This window comes from Methylobacter sp. BlB1, from assembly GCF_015476545.1.
GTDB lineage: Bacteria > Pseudomonadota > Gammaproteobacteria > Methylococcales > Methylomonadaceae > Methylobacter.
In genome coordinates this window covers 1-16,287 of sequence record NZ_JADMKV010000082.1, presented here as the reverse complement: position 1 = coordinate 16,287, position 16,287 = coordinate 1, and the positions used below count along the sequence as shown (strand labels likewise).

The following is a 16,287-nucleotide window of genomic DNA, read 5'->3' as shown; positions in this document are numbered from 1 at the left end:
TTCGACAAGCCTGTCCTGAGCGCAGCCGAAGGGCTCACCACGAACGGCTTAACTTTAACGGCATTGGGTGTTAGTTCAGACCAGTTTGGACGCTTAGGCAAATGGCGGATCGATCAGTCTTTGACCGGCATTACAGGATCATCCTATACTCATCCGTTAGACGGCTGCACGTATTGATCTCGTGTCAAGGCCGGGAAACAATACCTTATAAACAGTAAAACTGACTGCGTCCACCGTAGGCTGGATAAGCGGTTCCGGAGGTACTTCTCATGTCATCGCATCCTTCCATCGGCCATTACCTTTTAACTCGCCTTTACGAGTCCGGGGTCCACCATGTCTTCGGCGTGCCGGGCGATTACATCCTGCGCTTTTATCAGCAATTGTCTAGAAGCCCCATCCAGCATATCGGCACGACCCGTGAAGATACCGCCGCCTTCGCTACCGATGCTTATGCCCGTTGCCGGGGACTGGGGGCGATGGCCGTCACGTATGGCGTAGGCGCCCTGAGCGTCGTCAATGCGGTCGCCGGCGCTTATGCCGAATCATCGCCCGTAGTCGTTATCAGCGGCGCGCCGGGCATTAAGGAACGGCACGAACATCCTCTGCTGCATCATCGTTTCGGGCCGTTCCGGTTTCAGCATGAAATATTCGAGCGTATAACCTGCGCCGTCGCGGTCCTTGACGATCCCTACACGGCTTTCCGCCAGATCGACCGCGCACTGGCCGCGGCCCGCGAGCATTGCAAGCCCGTATACATCGAACTGCCCCGCGACAGGGTGGATGTAGAGGGTTATTCAATGCCCTCGGAATCGAGACCTGCGACCGCCAGCGATGCCGGCTCGCTTAACGAAGCCGTGGAAGAGACCATGCAATTGCTGGGCAAGGCCGCATCGCCGGTGCTGGTCGCTGGCGTTGAGCTGCACAGACGCGGACTGCAGGACAAGCTGCTCAATCTGGTCGATAAAGCGCATCTGCCGGTGGCGGCGACGCTGACCGGCAAATCGGTTCTGGGCGAGCGCCACCCTTACTATCTGGGCATTTATGAAGGCGCGATGGGATCGACGCTGGCCCGCGATCGGGTAGAACAATCCGACTTCCTGCTGATGCTGGGCGTCACGATGAATGACATCGACCTGGGCATTTTTACGGCCAAGCTCGATGCCAACCGGGTCATACGCGCCACCCAGGACGAAGTCATTATCCATCATCATCGCTATCCGCATGTGCTGCTGGGCGATTTCGTGACCATGCTGAACGAACGGATGGCGCCGCGCCCCGAGATCGGGCCTGCAGTCGCGGCGGAACCCGCAACCTTCGATTTCCCCGTCAAGAATCAGCCGATGAAAGTCGCCCGGCTCATCGCGCGGCTCAATCGCTTCCTGACGCCTGACATGGCCGTCATCAGCGATGTCGGCGACTGTCTGTTTGCCGCAATCGACCTGAGGGTGCATGAAAACAGCGAATTCCTGGCCTCGGCCTATTACACCACCATGGGCTTCGCCGTTCCCGCCGCGCTAGGCGCACAGATCGCTAATCCCACGCGCCGCACGCTGGTTCTGGTCGGGGACGGTGCCTTCCAGATGACCGGCACCGAACTGTCGACGATAGCCCGCTTCGGGCTCAATCCGATCGTGATTATTTTCAATAACTGCGGCTACAGTACTGAACGCTATATTCTCGACGGCCCGTTCAATGACATTGCATGCTGGCAGTTCGAGCGCCTGGGCGAGGTATTCGGCCCACTGGCGGGCTATTCGGCCAGCACCGAGGATGAATTTGAGGACTGCCTGAACCGGGCTTTTGCGCAGCAGTCATCGCCCAGTCTCATCAATGTGCATCTGTCGAAGGATGATCCATCCCCCGCCATGCGGGGATTGGCCGAGCGCCTTGGCAAGCGCGTTTAAGCATTGTGGGGGCGACTTTAGTCGCCCTCACGCCTGCCACCCCTATTCACGCCTCAACGTCCGCCCGAACTCTGCTTCGCCGCTATCTGCGCCACATGCCTGCCCTGGTAGCGGGCGCCTTCCAGTTCCACGGCCGACGGCCAGCGGCTTCCGTCTCCGCCGGCGATGGTCGAGGCGCCGTAAGGCGAATTTCCCATCACTTCATTAACACCCATCTGCCCCTGAAAAGCATAAGGCAGGCCGACGATGATGAAGCCCAGGTGCAGAAGCACCGGAATAAACGTCAGTATGGTTGACTCCTGGCCGCCGTGCTGCGTTGCCGTGGATGTGAAGACCGATCCGACCTTGCCGACCAGCGAGCCGTTCAGCCAGAGCGATCCGGTCCGATCGATGAAATTCTTCATCTGCGCCGTCATATTGCCGTAGCGCGTGCCGGTGCCGAAAATGATGGCGTCGTATTCGGGCAGCTCATCGACAGTCGCGATAGGCGCGGGCTGGTCCATTTTATAGCCGGACTTGCGGGCGACCTCTTCCGGCACCAGTTCCGGCACGCGCTTGATGACCGCCTCGGCGCCGGCTTCTCGCGCACCTTCGGCGACAGCCTCGGCCATGCGCTCGATGTGGCCATAGGATGAATAATACAGTACAAGCACCTTGGTCATGGTTTTTCTCCTAAAAATGTGCTGTTCCACTGCCTGATTCGCTATTGGATATAATGAAAAAACGTTATCCGTGTAAGACAGGCCTCTATCATGCATAGGAAGAACATAAGATAAATGTGCCTGCGGTTCAGTGCTGTATCCCACATTAAGGGTGAAAATCCGACACGTGCGGCATGCAGCATAGGCATTGAGCCGCTATTCTCTGTTCTGCCAGGGCCAGCGGCCGTTCAACTCCACTTCCAGCGAAAAGCTCAGGAAAGTGCGTATGACGATGATGATGGCCAATACGCCCACCGTCTCGAAGTTGACCTCCACCACAGCGGAATGAATGACATCGGCCGCGATGAAAAGCTCCAGGCCCAACAGGATGCCGCGCCCGAGACGCTGACGTGTATCGCGGAAAACTTCTTCAGCATCAGCGTGGTTATAAAGCCGGAATGCCGCAAAGACCAGCGTATACAAGGCCAAAACGGCAATCAGGACGACGCCGCGGTCGTCTCGATAATGGCCGTGCACCACTCGCCTATCCGTTTTACAAATTCGGACATATCGCCGTTTCCAGAGAAAACCTGCAATGCTGTGCGTAACTAAAGGATTTTCACTGCGAAGATAGGAAGGGCGCGAAGCAAAATAAAGTCAAAGTCTTCTCGCCCTTCGAATGCTTCACTGAGTTTTCATGAAAATGAGGCCTGATCAGGCAGGCCATCACAGGCTCAAAAACGGCTGTCTGATTTATATCGCGCCCGCCTGTTTCAGCGTGATCTGTTCATACCACTGCCGTATCTCCATCAGATGCTCATCCTCCTCATTCAACGCCGCCTGAAAGTCTTTCGACATGTCATCAAGCCCCATGTCATCGGCCAGCTTGACCAGCAGGTCCCAGCCGGCATTATCGACCAATTCGGCATTCAGCATCGCTTCCAGGCATTGATCCACGGATGTGCGCGGATCGCTTAAAACCTGAAGCACGCCGCTTGATGCTACGGCGCTGACATCGGCGCCGGGCGTCTGCGCAGTGGCATCGGCTCCCAAAGACTCTAGCGCGCCAGCGACTACTTTGAAGTGCAAGGCTTCCTCATGCCTGAATCGTTTGAGCATATCAATGGAAATCGGCGAGTCATCCGGTTTAGGTGCCGTCTGACATTTATTGATAAAGTAATCATAGAGCCGTGTGCCCGTCCGTTCAAAAGCCAGGCGCTCGCCCAGCTTGTCGATCAGAACTTGGGCATTCCTGCCGGCAAGTAACTGCATAGTTGCCTGGGCCGCGCCTTTCAACGTACCCGGAACAGGGACCGAACCCACGGGTTCGGCTTCTTTGATATAGTTGGCCTCAACGGCTGCGATACCTGCCCCGTCTCCGCGGGAGCTCGGCAAGTAGGCGTTGGCCGCATCGATCATCTTCTGGCTGTCGACAGGCGACATATCGATGCCGGTTCGGTTTCGGATGCTCATTTCAACGGGTTGGTTCATTTTTCAGCTCCTACACAAGTCTGTAGTTAAGCAACTTTACGATTCAGTTCTGTGCCGGGAGTCCACTGGTATCCTTCAGCGACCGTTTGAGATGGCGAACCATCAGAATTGATGTGCTGCCGGTAAGCCAGCGATGCCTGGTCCTCCTTGTCTTTACTGACGAACTGCGTGCCGCTGGTGCGCAGATCCACTTCCTGTTTGAGCGTTTGCCGTACGAATTCGCGGTTGCTCTTGAACGGCATCGGATCGGGCAATGTTTGAGAAATAATCTCGGACGGGTCCCGGCGCTCATACTGCTTGACCAGTTCCGATACATAAGCATAATGCCCGAGCTCATAATCCAGGAAGCGTTCCCAGATCGCCTTAATGCGCGGATTCGTCTCCTGTTCCACGCAGCTGTAGTAGTTGTAAACTTCGGTCGCTTCATGGATCAACCATTTCTCCAGCCAGGTTTCATCAGGATCGATGATCGATTCATACTGCGTGACATGCTGCTCCTCGATCGAGGCGATCTCGGCATACAACTGACGCGCGACCGGATCTGCATAGGTCGGCCCAATGTTGGCATAATAATCATGGGTCTGATACTCGGCGGCCATGATGGTCGTGGCGTGCAGTTTGCTGATCGTATCCGCTTTGGTGCGATCATAAGGATTGCGCAGATCATTTTCGGGCGCCCGGTGCTCGTCCACGGTAGGCCGGCCCGGAATAATATCAGTATGGGACTGGAGGATGTTGTTCGCATCCTTGCCTTCCAGACGATCGAGCAACGCCGAGTACCGGTAGAGATGGTCGAAGTCCTCCAGCAAGCCGAACCGGTAGACCTGGGCCAAATAAGGATCGGGCTCGTTTTGCGCCACGGCGGCCGTAACCTCGACGGCGACCTGCTCATAAGCAATAGTAGTTTCCAGCGGAGAGTGGTCGGATGAAATGAGCCAATTGATGGTCGTTTGTTGCTGTTGCTCGACGCGCCGGACTTTCGCCAGCGGCACCTGCAGATCTTTGTTCATGCGTGCGCACAGGTGCTGGAAGCGCAGCGCTTCTACTTCCAGTCCATTAGTGAGGATGATTCTCACGCGAGTAAAAGCTTCATCGTCGAGCTTGCTGATGGGCGGCTGTACCATGTCCTTCCAGGTCATTCGTTGTTTCTCGAGAGACATCCCCTTCGAATCGAATAGATTTACAGACATATCGCCTCCTTAACTATTAAGGAATAAATTCACGGTTACTTGTTGAGTAAACAGGGCTCCGTGCGATCCTTTTGTTTACATTTCGTCATGATGCCAGGATAAATTGCCCCACTACGGCGAGATTTTTCCGTCAATTTAGATCGCCTTTCTATTGTTGGTGCATCAATCGCCATTTCGGCCTATGGCCCATGGGATGTGCATCATGATTTTTTCCGTAATGGGCGAACATATCACAATCTAACTAATCGAGGCAGACGGGCAAATACTTAGATATATTGCCGACTTGGAGAAGAAGGCCTACAAGTTATTGATGAAGCGGGGGATGCGGCACAGCTTATGGACGCGCCCGCCGAGCTCCCCCTCAGCTAGATAAAGAATGGCTAGTGAAACCAGGCCATCAGGGCAGTTCCATCTTTTCGCCCAGCACGTCCCGTACATAGAACATCTGTACCAGCACCATGATCACGACCGCCAACGGAGGCGCGAGCAGAAACCCCAGGATACCGAAACCTGTCCCCAGTACAAGCTGGGCGGCCAGCAGCCAAGCCGGCGCTATCGATGTCATCTGCTTCTGGAGGTAAGGCGTGAGCAGATAACTTTCCAGTCCTTGAATCACGGTATAAAGAATAATGACGTACAATACCGTCGATCCATCCTGGCCCAAGCCTACCATGACCGCAGGAACGGTTGCCAGAATCGGCCCGATGTGCGGTATAAAATCCAGAATAGCGGCCACCAAAGCCAGGATGAAAGCGAGCGGCATCCCTAACATGACCAGTCCGATCACGGTCAACAGGCCTACAGCTAGCATCGACACGAGCCGGCTGAGCAGCCACCAGCGGAGCGCACTCCCGATCCGGTCAAAGGCTTCATAAACACGTCCCCGGTGAAGCTGAGGGAACAGGCGCGCAACACCATCGATGTAGGTTTTCGGCTCGATAGCGAAATAAAGACCTAGCACGATAACAATGAAGCTACTTCCGAGCGCTCCGAAGGCGGTCGAAAAAACCCCGGCAATTCTGGCCAACTGCTGAGGATTGGTCAGGGCGTGCCCCACTTTGGCCATCGAATCAAGCACCGTGGGCGCCCACTCGTATTGCCCGAGGCTATCCCGCATTCTGTCAATTGTAGTGGGCAACTGAAGCGTCAATTGATAAAAATCAGTAACAATATCAGGACCATACAGCGACCCAATGAGTGTGACCCCACTCGCCAGAATCAGAACCACCAGTATCAGTGAGGCATTCACCGTCAGGGATGTGTTTTCGCTAATGGTAACCGCGCTGGTGCGCAGAAACAGCGCCAGCAACATGCTCGCGAAAATCAGCAGTAAAATCTGGGCCACCTGCCAAACCATTAACAGCAGCAACACGATTGTCGCAGCCGCAGCCACTACGATCAGCGTCCGCCTAGTCAGCAGCCCACTTATGCTCCGGGCTCCGAATCTTTCCATATCCGCCCTTTCGCTGTCCGGCATCCTGTCTCTGTCCCAGAAGCTCATAGCGGCATCCTCCATGACAGTAGTCCTTCTCTTGCCTTCATCCATCGTTTACGTAGAAAAACTTCCTTCGAACTGCACAGTTTTGCGGCCATAACGCCTCCTCAGGAATAAGAATTTCAACGTTACCTTGCCTAAAAGACTCTACCCCCATGTCAATCGTTCCACTTTCTTTGCCAAATCAGCTCTCGGCTCATGATGATACGGATGGTAGTTGCTGAAGACTGCGCGCTGACTGCCGGGGTCTCCATAAAGACAGAAAGCATCAATTAGCTAAATCTCCGCAGCAAAGGCCGTGGTGCGCCCCTATTGTCATAGGGGCGGGAGGCATAGAGGCAACCTTGGGAGTGGCTATGACGAAGCCTTTCGTCATCAAGAACCGATTAGCGGCAGCTCTACAAAGCTATTTCTTTATTTAGCTTCAGAAAAGGCTTGTTTTCCACCTTCAACCTGGGCACCGCACTGAGTAGCTTTTGGGTATAAGCCTGCTGCGGATGGGAGCAAACCTGTTCAGTTAAACCTTGCTCCACAATTTTGCCTTTATACATCACTACTGTCCGGTCGCTCAGATATTCAACTACGCCAATGTTATGGGTAATGAACAACAGGCTCAGGTTGCGCTGTTGGCGGATACTCAGCAATAACTGCAGTATTTCCGCCTGCACGGAAACATCCAGTGCGCTGGTAATTTCATCGCAGACAATAAATTCCGGATCCAGTGTCAACGCGCGCGCCAGACCAATTCTCTGCCGTTGTCCGCCTGAAAATTCGTGCGGGTAGCGCCACAGGAAATGGCGCTTAAGTTGCACACTTTCCAAGAGCTGTGCGGCGAGTTCGATCCGTTCTTCATGATTTGCCCCTATGCCATGAACTTTCATTGGTTCAGCCAGTGTTGTTTCGATCAATAGGCGCGGATTCAGCGATGACTGCGGGTCCTGAAAGGCAATCTGCATCTTGCGCCGCAACGGCCTCAATTCGCCGGCGGAAAGTCCGATTAATTCCTGCCCTTGTATCTGAATGCTGCCGGCAGTCGGCTTTTCCAATTGCAGTACCGCCCGCCCTAATGTCGTTTTGCCGCAACCGGACTCGCCGACCAGTGCCACGATTTCGCCTTGCGGAATATCTAACGATACGTCGTCTACCGCACGCACATAGTCGACGGTGCGGCGAAGCAAACCTTTTTTAATCGGAAACCAGACTTTCAGATCGCGGATCTGCACCAGCGGCGCTTGATCTGCCGCCAATTCCCCCGCTGCATTTTGAGAAAGCGATCGCCCTCGTACCGGTTTCGCCAAATTTTCCGGCAGAGCGGCCAGTAACTGCCGAGTGTATGGATGTTGCGGGTTGCGCAAAACTTCCGTACAGGAACCGACTTCCACCATCTTGCCCTGCTGCATCACGCCAACCCACTGCGCCATCTGTGTCACCACGCCAAAATCGTGGGTAATAAACAGCATGCTCATGCCTGTGTCATCCTGCAGTTTGCGCATCAATCGCAGTATCTCGGCCTGCACTGTTACATCCAGCGCCGTAGTGGGTTCATCGGCAATCAGCAATTGGGGCTTGCAAGCCAAAGCCATTGCTATCATCACCCGTTGTCGCTGTCCGCCGGACAATTGGTGCGGATAATCGCGGAATCGGCTGGAAGCATGAGGGATCTGCACCTGCTCCAATGCCATGATCGTACGCTGTTCAGCTTCAGCATCGCTCATATCCGGGTAGTGCAGTTGCAGCGTCTCCGTGATCTGCTCGCCAATAGTCAATACAGGATTCAGCGAGGTCATTGGCTCTTGAAAAATCATCGCGATATGCGAACCGCGAACTGCGCGTATTCGTGGATCGTCCAGCTTCAACAAATCCTGGCCGTTTAACACTATTTCACCGCTCGGATGCGAGGCTATTCCTTGCGGCAACAGGCGGATCACCGACAACGCGCAGACTGACTTGCCACTGCCCGATTCACCCACCAGACAAAAAGTTTCGCCTTTGGGTATGCTGAAACTGACATCATCGACCGCTCTAACTTCCCGATCGCCCGATTGTAGATAAGTGCGCAGGTTGCGAACTTCCAGCAACGGCTGGCTCATTTATCACCCCCTGTCTTGCGCGCAAGCTGTGGATCGATCGCATCGCGGAATGCCTCGCCAATCAAATTATAGGAAAACACGGTCATGAAAATCGCTCCGCCTGGAAATACCGCCATCCACCAGTTAAAAGTCGACGACTTGACTGCCTGATCCAGCATTTGTCCCCAAGAGGGAGCGTCCACCACCCCAAGCCCTAGAAAGCTCAGAGTCGCCTCTGACAGAATCGCACCCGCCACGCCGAAACTAACGGCTACCAGCAAAGGAGCCACCCCATTTGGCAGCATGTGTCGAAATAGAATTGACGTGAGAGGCAAACCGCTAGCCACCGCCGCCTGCACATAATCCTGTTTGCGTAACTTCAGGAATTCCGTACGCACGTATCGTGCATAACCAGACCAACCCGTTACACCGATAATCACCATCATCATGTATAGGCTGCGGCCAAAAAAAGCCACGAAAGTCAGTAGCAGAAATAGCGTGGGAATATCTTCAAAAATTTCCACCAGCCGCATTCCCAAAATATCAACGATGCCGGAAAAATAGCCCATCAAGCCGCCCACAACCACCCCAATCAACAAGGCAATTCCGGAGGCAATCAATCCGATGCTCAACGAGATCCGGCAAGCATGAATCATCCGGCTCAGCACATCCGCCCCATTCTCTTCAGTGCCCATCAGATGAATACGCCCTTCGGAAGCAAAAGGAGCTTCTAGGCCTCTGCTGTTTAAATCGCGCAGATAATCGGTCGGAGCATACGGAACTGGAGGCATGATCCGCCAATCAACTTCAGTATAAGCAGCAGTGCGGAAATTATCATAGATCAGCAATACCGGCGGTTTGACAAATAGATTGGCCAGTACCGCAGCAACCAGCGCTCCCAGCATAAACAGCAGGATGCGCTTACCGGTGCTGAGCCGCCGCAGCAAATAAACAGCCAGCGCGATAAAAAACGTGGCTAGTATCCATACATCTTCCACACTCAAATATTGAAGCACCGGCGCGGAAATGACGCCTTCCTTGCTCATCAGCAACGGCATGGAGTTCGCCAGAAACGGTGCAAATACGGCAGCAAACACCAGGAGCATCACCCAGGCAAACCCTACTTTTACGCCTACCCCTTCCAGCGTCCTGCGCCAAATGCGGCTAGCGAAGGATTCTCGGCTTACTACATGTTCAATCATAGCTTATCCGTGGATCGGCCAAGGTATAGCAGAAATCGGCAATCAAATATCCAATCAAAGTCAGAAAGCCGCTCACCCAAGTAATCGACAGCACCAGTTCTCGATCGCGGCCTTTTACCGCCTCCACGGCAAGCTGTCCCATACCGTTGATGCTAAAAATGTTTTCCACAATCAAAGAGCCCGCCAATAGACTCGGCAATAGCCCTGCCGATACCGTAATCAACGGCAACAGACTGTTGCGGAACACATGCCGCCATAACACATCATGTTCTGCCAGTCCTTTAGCGCGGGCAGTCCGTGCATAATCGGAATGCAGATTTTCCAGTATCGAAGTCCGCATCAATTTCGCCAGAGCCGCAAAACTGCCATAGGATAAACAGATCACCGGCAGTATCAGATGCCACAACCTGTCCAGCAAAAAACCGCGCACAAAACCGGTTTCTTCCCAATGAGGCAAAAACGGCATGTCCTGTGCCTCACGACTGCTGATGCCGGCAGTTGGAAACCAATGAAAATGCTGAATGTTGGCGAAAAAACCCAATAACAGCACGCCGGACAGCATAGTGGGAATAGACCACAAAGCCAGCATCGACATACTGGCTCCCACATCAAATGAACTGCCGCGACTGGTCGCGGATTTCATCCCAACCATAATCGCGATCGCATAGGTAATAGGGATAGTGACCAGATTAAGCAACAATGTGATTGGAATACGTTCAGCGAGAATGTCCGACACAGGCCGTCCATATTGGAAGCTGATTCCTAAATCCATGCCTTTGCTGAAAGAAAACTCACCTTGCTTGCCCTGCTCGTCAGTCACAAAACCGATCGGAGACACATTATTCAACCAACGCAGGTATTGCATCGGCGCTGGCTGATCAAGCCCGTAGCGCTTGTTGTAATAATTCAGCAACGCTTGTTTTTCTTGAGGCTTCATATCCATGCCGCCGACCAGCGTCTGTGCGCTGATCCCGCCTGGCGACATTGCCATCACTGTAAATACCACGATCGTAATTCCCAGCAGGGTAGGAATCATCAGCAACAAGCGACGCAATAGATAAGTCAACATCAGATATCCCTTTATTGTGAATATTTTTGCTGGGCGACAGGCACGTAATTCTCCATCGGCAATGATCCCAGATTCAAACCCAGCTTGGTCATTTGCAGGTTGTGGATGCGTTTATCGACAAACAACAAACTCTGACGGCGCATAAGAAAGGTATAAGGTTGATCTTCATAAAGGATCCGCTCGGCCTGCTGCCATAACGGCATGCGTTTGCCCTCATCCACGGTGCGGCGCGCCTCATCGATCAGTTTGTCCAGTGCTGGATTTTTGTAGCCTACAAAGTTGTCGCCTTTGCTGCTTGCCTGTGAACTGTGAAACATCTGGTACAAATCGGTTTCGATCCCGCTGGTCCATCCCAATGTGATCGCATCAAAGTCCTTTTTATCGAGATTTTCCAGCATCACCGGCCATTCCTGCGGGAACGGAATCATCCGCACGCCAGCGCGGGCATACAAGTCTCTTAATAATAACACCATGCGTTTGGTGTCTTCGTTCGATTCGAGATAGGTCAACTTAAACTCGAAGGGTTTGCCTGATTTATCTTCCAGTACCCCATCGCCGTTACGGTCTTCATAGCCGGCTTCTCTTAGCAGGGCTTTGGCCTTGTCCACGTCAAATTTATAAGGCTGTAGTGCGCTATCGTGCTGTTTGCTGGCCTTGCTGAACGGGCTGACGGCAGGCTCGGCGTAGTCCAAGAAAACATCCTTGATGACACGGTTAACATCGGTCAGGTAAGTCAGTGCCTGCCTAACCCGCTTATCGGCAAAACGAGTCGGCTTTCCGGCGCGCTCCTGATTCCAGCCAATATAGCTGTAACCGACCACCGGCGGCATATATTCGAAATTCTGGCTCTTGGCGACGATCTGCGCATCTTTTTTCAGTTGTTGGTATTCGACCGGGCGAGCTGAGTAGGAATCAATGTCGCCATTGCGATAGGTGGTCAGTCGCGCGCTGTCGTTCTGAATGATTTTCCACAGAACTCGATTATACGAGGGCTGCACATCGCCCCAATAACGTTCGTTGCGCACCAGTTCCACATTACCCTTGTCCGGTGTCCAATTCTTGGGATCGACCAGTCTATAAGGTCCACTGCCTAACAATAAGCCTTTGGATTCGTTAAACTTTTGTGACTCCTTCAAATAGACTGAGTAGAAATGTTTGGGCAAGATCGACATACCGCCCGCCAGAGATAGGGCTTCGAAATAGGGTTCTTTGAAGGTAAACACAACCTCATACTTGCCGTTGGCCTTCACATTCTGGATCTTTTCCAGGTATGCCCTATCACGCGGGGCCTGGATTACCTCGTTCATAATAAAATCAAAGGTAAAAACCACATCCTCGGCTGTCAATGGTTCACCATCAGAAAAATTCACATCCTCGCGCAATTTGAAACTGATCACCAGGCCGTCATCGCTGATCTTCCAACTTTTAGCGATTAAACCCTCCCATTCCAGTGTGTCGGGGTTACGGATAATCAGACTTTCCAACACATAGCTCTGCACATTGGACGCATAGGCATCGGTAGAAATCAGCGGTGTGATGGTCTTAATGTTGGTAGCGAAAGCTTCTACGCTCCAATCGCCTTGGGCATAATCCGGCTGACGTGTAGCGGCATAGGCTCGCTTGAAGGCTGGAGCGACTTCTTCAGCTACTGTCGAAGTTGATGGTGATGTGGCAAGCGCTGCTCCGGAGGCCATAGAACTGCGCAGTTCGCGCATGACCTTTGCCTGTTCCGACATTGCGGTTTGCATCTCGGTGAGCTTCAACCACTGCCGGTCGATCTGATACATGGCCAGCAATAGCAATAATATCAGCAAGCTAAGGAGCAAATAGAGAATCCAGTCTCGGGTAGTCAGTTGTTTTTGCATGTTTTCTGTGTGTCTAAGAATTTTAACGTTGGCTTAGGCAATACCTTTGCGGCCGATCCTGAATAGCGCTAAATAGGACACATAGCCTAGTTGTTCAAAAAGTCCATTCTATTCTTTTAAATCGCCACTGATGCTTACTTTAACCTTATGCCGGAGTTTTTTAAAGGACAGCGCGGACAAATGCAATCAGTATTGATTGCTGTGATAAATCAACGCCGTCATTTAGCTTGTCTCACTGACTTTAGAGAAGACTCCCGCCGGATCGGTATTATTCGGCAAGAATAAGATTGTAGCGGATTTACGATAAGATCCAGGACATGGCTAAAAACATAAAAGCCGAGGGCCGACAAAGTGCTGGACATCATTAGATGGATCATAGATACTTTCCGATACTATATCAACAAGCCATTTAAATTAAAGAGGTAATGTCTAATGGGTTTTATGCAAGGCAAGCGTGTCTTGATTGTGGGTTTAGCCAGTAACCGTTCAATTGCATGGGGCATTGCCCAGGCCATGCACCGGGAAGGCGCGGAATTGGCCTTTACTTATCAAAATGAAAAGCTCCAGAGCCGGGTTGAAACCATGGCGGCTGAATGCGGTTCCAACATTACTGTTGAATGCGACGTCAGCAGCGACGAACACATTGAAAACGTTTTTAAAAAGCTTGGCGAGCACTGGGATGGCCTGGATTGTATCGTGCATTCAGTCGCTTTCGCCCCGCGTGATGCGCTGGAAGGCGACTTCGTCACTGCCACGACCCGGGAAAATTTCAAAGTCGCTCACGATATCAGCTCGTACAGCTTTACTGCTCTGGCCAAGGCCGGCCGAGCAATGATGGCGGGCCGTAACGGCTCTCTGTTGACCTTAAGCTACCTGGGTGCGGAGCGCGTCATGCCCAACTACAACGTCATGGGCGTGGCCAAAGCCAGCCTGGAAGCCAACGTCCGCTATATGGCCGTCGCCCTGGGCGCCGAAGGCACTCGCGTGAATGCAATTTCCGCAGGCCCAATCAGAACACTGGCTGCATCAGGCATCAACGATTTCAAAACCATGCTCAGCAAAGCGGCCGATGCTTCGCCGTTGAAGAAAAACGTGACGATTGAAGAAGTCGGCAACGCGGCGGCATTTCTGTGCTCAGATCTGGCCTCCGGCATTACGGGTGAAATCACTTATGTTGACGCCGGCTATAATATTGCTGGCTATGTAGCCTCTTAAGCGTTTATTTTCGCGGCACAAAAAAGGGAGCTTACGCTCCCTTTTTTATTGCTTGTCCAGCGGCTAATTCTGAGCCTGAGCTTTCTTCACCGAAATATCGGCTTTTGCTTGTAGACTATTTATGACCGCATTGAACTCATTCTGACCAAAAGCCCTGGCAATATTCTTTGATGCCAACTCAAGCTGCTTCTTGTCATCCTCGCTCATGACGCCCTCTTTGACTTTGGACAAACTCACTACCGCCTGCTCATCGGAAGGCAATGCTGCCGTAAAGATTATCGGTTTATCGCCAACAGGCTTGGCCGCCTTAAAGATTGCCTGATTCAACTGCCAGGGCAATTCACCGTTGTTGCGTGTTACATCAGCCATTTTCTTGACTGTTAACTTGTTTTCAGCCGCTACCGTATCAATGGATTCGCCGGCCTGCAGACGCGTTTTTACCTGCTGCGCTTTTTCGGCAGCCTGTTGTTTGGCTTTTTCACTCAACAAGGTCTCTATGACTTGCTGTTTAACTTCATTCAGATCACGCGTAGCCGCAGGCTTGTGCTCCAGCATGCGTAATACCACCAAGCGCTCAGCCCCCAATTCTACAGGTGTGCTGTTATTGCCTTGTTGAACTTCTTCAGAGAATGCGGCGCTGCGTACTTTGGGGTCGCTGGCAATATCTTCGCCTTTATCCTTGGTGAATAGCGCTGTTTTTTTAATGGTTAGGCCTAACGTATCCGCTACCGTTTGCAGATTGTCAGGGTTTTCATAACTCATCTCGGTCAATGTTTCACCGGACTCGTAAAAAGTATTTTCGGCTTGCGCTTTTTGATAAGCCTTGGTTAATTCCGGTTTAACAGCTTCAAATGACTTGACATCGCCCGGCACTAATTCGGTCACCTTGATCAGATGGTAGCCGAATGCTGTTTTAACGGGCTCTGACACCTCGCCGAGTTTCAATGAATTTGCTGCATCCTCAAACGGTTTTTCCATTGCGCCGGAAGTAAACAGACCTAAATCGCCACCCTTGTTAGCAGTTAATTTATCGTCTGAAACTTCAGCGGCTAACTTGGCGAAGTCTTTATTCGCCAGTTCTTTTTTTGCTTGCAACGCTTTTTCCAGCGCTGCTTTTTCATCTGTTTTGTCATTGACGGCAAACAGGATGTGGCTGATCTTTCTCCGTTCAGGAGTCGCATACTGATCCTTATGCTCTTCATAGAATGCCTTCAACTTTTCATCCGTTACGGCAACTTTTTTAGCGATATCTTCCAGCGACAGCTCTACGTACTCTATGGAAACCTGCTCAGGCACTTTATATAGGTCCTGGTGCTGCTGATAATAAGCCGCTACCTCTTCCTCTGAAGGCTGCTCTGCCGGTTTCTGTGCCGGAATCGTCACATAAGCTACATCACGCTGCTGATTCTGAATTTTAAAAAAGCTTTCTACATCATGCTGAGTAGCAAAACCGCTATCGATGATACTGCGCTGAAACTGTTCCATTACCAGCGCGTTCTTGATTCTGTTTACAAACTCGCCGGATGTCATCCTTTGCGAATTCAGTAAAGCCTTATAACGGTTCTCATCGAACTTACCGTCTACTTGAAAGTATTCCAGAGATTTAATGAATTCGCGCGCCCTGTTGTCGCCGGTGACAAGCCCCTCGGAACGCACATGCTGCAGCAAAACCTCATCCTTTATCAGCTTTTCCAAGGCCTGTGCTTTCAGTGTCTGTTCATCAATATTGAGTCCCTGGAGATTCTGACTGTACTGTTCATAAGCCCTGTTGACATCCTGCTGATAAAAATCCCTATCGCCTACGGAAGCGACCGGCGGTTCTTTCCCTGTATCCAAATAATTTTGAATACCCCATAAAGCAAAAGGCACGCAAATTATTATTAAGATGCCCCATGCAAAAGCACCTTGCGCTTTTTCTCTAATTCTTGTCAGCATACGCTCTATCCTAAAGAAAACGGCTAAAATTTAAGCAAAAAAAAACCCCGAACCAGATACCGGTACGGGGCTTTAATTTGGCGGAGTGGACGGGGCTCGAACCCGCGACCCCCGGCGTGACAGGCCGGTATTCTGACCAACTGAACTACCACTCCAAAGTCTGGTGGGTGCTGAGGGGTTCGAACCCCCGACCCTCGCCTTGTAAGGGCGA

Annotated in this window: 12 protein-coding genes and 1 tRNA gene; 2 read left to right on the top strand and 11 right to left on the bottom strand. The window is 52.1% G+C overall.

Annotated elements, in window-relative coordinates:
- The first annotated feature begins 269 nt into the window (after positions 1-269).
- Positions 270-1,904, top strand: coding sequence for an alpha-keto acid decarboxylase family protein (locus IT781_RS19845; RefSeq protein WP_194971913.1), 1,635 nt, complete (start codon positions 270-272; stop codon positions 1,902-1,904).
- Positions 1,905-1,957: 53 nt separating this feature from the next.
- Here IT781_RS19845 and wrbA read toward each other — a convergent pair whose 3' ends face one another.
- From wrbA to IT781_RS19800, 9 genes are all read right to left on the bottom strand, one after another.
- The gene (gene wrbA, locus IT781_RS19840) at positions 1,958-2,566 is read right to left on the bottom strand and encodes an NAD(P)H:quinone oxidoreductase (RefSeq protein WP_194971912.1); all 609 of its coding nucleotides are present in this window, start codon (positions 2,564-2,566) and stop codon (positions 1,958-1,960) included.
- A gap of 195 nt (positions 2,567-2,761) precedes the next feature.
- Positions 2,762-3,085 carry a DUF1622 domain-containing protein gene (locus tag IT781_RS19835; protein ID WP_194971911.1) on the bottom strand — a complete coding sequence of 108 codons (324 nt, stop codon included), beginning with the start codon at positions 3,083-3,085 and terminating at the stop codon, positions 2,762-2,764.
- Between the two features lie 213 nt (positions 3,086-3,298).
- Entirely contained in the window at positions 3,299-4,036 is a 738-nt protein-coding gene (locus tag IT781_RS19830) for a ferritin-like domain-containing protein (RefSeq protein ID WP_194971910.1), read from the bottom strand.
- 26 nt (positions 4,037-4,062) lie between these two features.
- Positions 4,063-5,226, bottom strand: coding sequence for a hypothetical protein (locus IT781_RS19825; RefSeq protein WP_194971909.1), 1,164 nt, complete (start codon positions 5,224-5,226; stop codon positions 4,063-4,065).
- A 397-nt stretch (positions 5,227-5,623) separates the two neighbouring features.
- Positions 5,624-6,727: an AI-2E family transporter gene (locus IT781_RS19820; protein ID WP_194971908.1), complete on the bottom strand. Its 1,104-nt coding sequence runs from the start codon at positions 6,725-6,727 to the stop codon at positions 5,624-5,626.
- Between the two features lie 392 nt (positions 6,728-7,119).
- On the bottom strand, positions 7,120-8,811 hold the full coding sequence (locus IT781_RS19815) for an ABC transporter ATP-binding protein (protein WP_194971907.1): 1,692 nt from the start codon (positions 8,809-8,811) through the stop codon (positions 7,120-7,122).
- Positions 8,808-9,992 (bottom strand): ABC transporter permease, encoded by a 1,185-nt coding sequence (locus IT781_RS19810; protein ID WP_194971906.1) that lies wholly within the window; start codon positions 9,990-9,992, stop codon positions 8,808-8,810. Before IT781_RS19810 ends, IT781_RS19815 begins: the two co-directional genes overlap by 4 nt.
- A complete protein-coding gene (locus IT781_RS19805; RefSeq protein ID WP_194971905.1) occupies positions 9,985-11,061 on the bottom strand; it encodes an ABC transporter permease in 1,077 nt (358 codons plus the stop codon). The genes IT781_RS19810 and IT781_RS19805 overlap by 8 nt, the downstream gene beginning before the upstream one ends.
- Before the next feature lie 11 nt (positions 11,062-11,072).
- Positions 11,073-12,926, bottom strand: coding sequence for a peptide-binding protein (locus IT781_RS19800; RefSeq protein WP_194971904.1), 1,854 nt, complete (start codon positions 12,924-12,926; stop codon positions 11,073-11,075).
- Between the two features lie 432 nt (positions 12,927-13,358).
- Here IT781_RS19800 and IT781_RS19795 point away from each other — a divergent pair, with 432 nt between their 5' ends.
- A complete protein-coding gene (locus IT781_RS19795) occupies positions 13,359-14,141 on the top strand; it encodes an enoyl-ACP reductase (RefSeq protein ID WP_194971903.1) in 783 nt (260 codons plus the stop codon).
- Positions 14,142-14,204: 63 nt separating this feature from the next.
- Here the strand turns inward: IT781_RS19795 and IT781_RS19790 are convergent, their stop codons facing one another.
- Positions 14,205-16,076 (bottom strand): SurA N-terminal domain-containing protein, encoded by a 1,872-nt coding sequence (locus tag IT781_RS19790; RefSeq protein WP_194971902.1) that lies wholly within the window; start codon positions 16,074-16,076, stop codon positions 14,205-14,207.
- Between the two features lie 78 nt (positions 16,077-16,154).
- Positions 16,155-16,231 (bottom strand) — tRNA-Asp (locus IT781_RS19785).
- Between the last annotated feature and the right edge of the window lie 56 nt (positions 16,232-16,287).

Bases quoted from the DNA above. Each gene is read 5' to 3' on its own strand.
- IT781_RS19845 (WP_194971913.1), top strand. From the start codon at position 270: ATGTCATCGCATCCTTCCATCGGCCATTACCTTTTAACTCGCCTTTAC.
- wrbA (WP_194971912.1), bottom strand. From the start codon at position 2,566: ATGACCAAGGTGCTTGTACTGTATTATTCATCCTATGGCCACATCGAG.
- IT781_RS19830 (WP_194971910.1), bottom strand. From the start codon at position 4,036: ATGAACCAACCCGTTGAAATGAGCATCCGAAACCGAACCGGCATCGAT.
- IT781_RS19825 (WP_194971909.1), bottom strand. From the start codon at position 5,226: ATGTCTGTAAATCTATTCGATTCGAAGGGGATGTCTCTCGAGAAACAA.
- IT781_RS19820 (WP_194971908.1), bottom strand. From the start codon at position 6,727: ATGAGCTTCTGGGACAGAGACAGGATGCCGGACAGCGAAAGGGCGGAT.
- IT781_RS19815 (WP_194971907.1), bottom strand. From the start codon at position 8,811: ATGAGCCAGCCGTTGCTGGAAGTTCGCAACCTGCGCACTTATCTACAA.
- IT781_RS19810 (WP_194971906.1), bottom strand. From the start codon at position 9,992: ATGATTGAACATGTAGTAAGCCGAGAATCCTTCGCTAGCCGCATTTGG.
- IT781_RS19805 (WP_194971905.1), bottom strand. From the start codon at position 11,061: ATGTTGACTTATCTATTGCGTCGCTTGTTGCTGATGATTCCTACCCTG.
- IT781_RS19800 (WP_194971904.1), bottom strand. From the start codon at position 12,926: ATGCAAAAACAACTGACTACCCGAGACTGGATTCTCTATTTGCTCCTT.
- IT781_RS19795 (WP_194971903.1), top strand. From the start codon at position 13,359: ATGGGTTTTATGCAAGGCAAGCGTGTCTTGATTGTGGGTTTAGCCAGT.
- IT781_RS19790 (WP_194971902.1), bottom strand. From the start codon at position 16,076: ATGCTGACAAGAATTAGAGAAAAAGCGCAAGGTGCTTTTGCATGGGGC.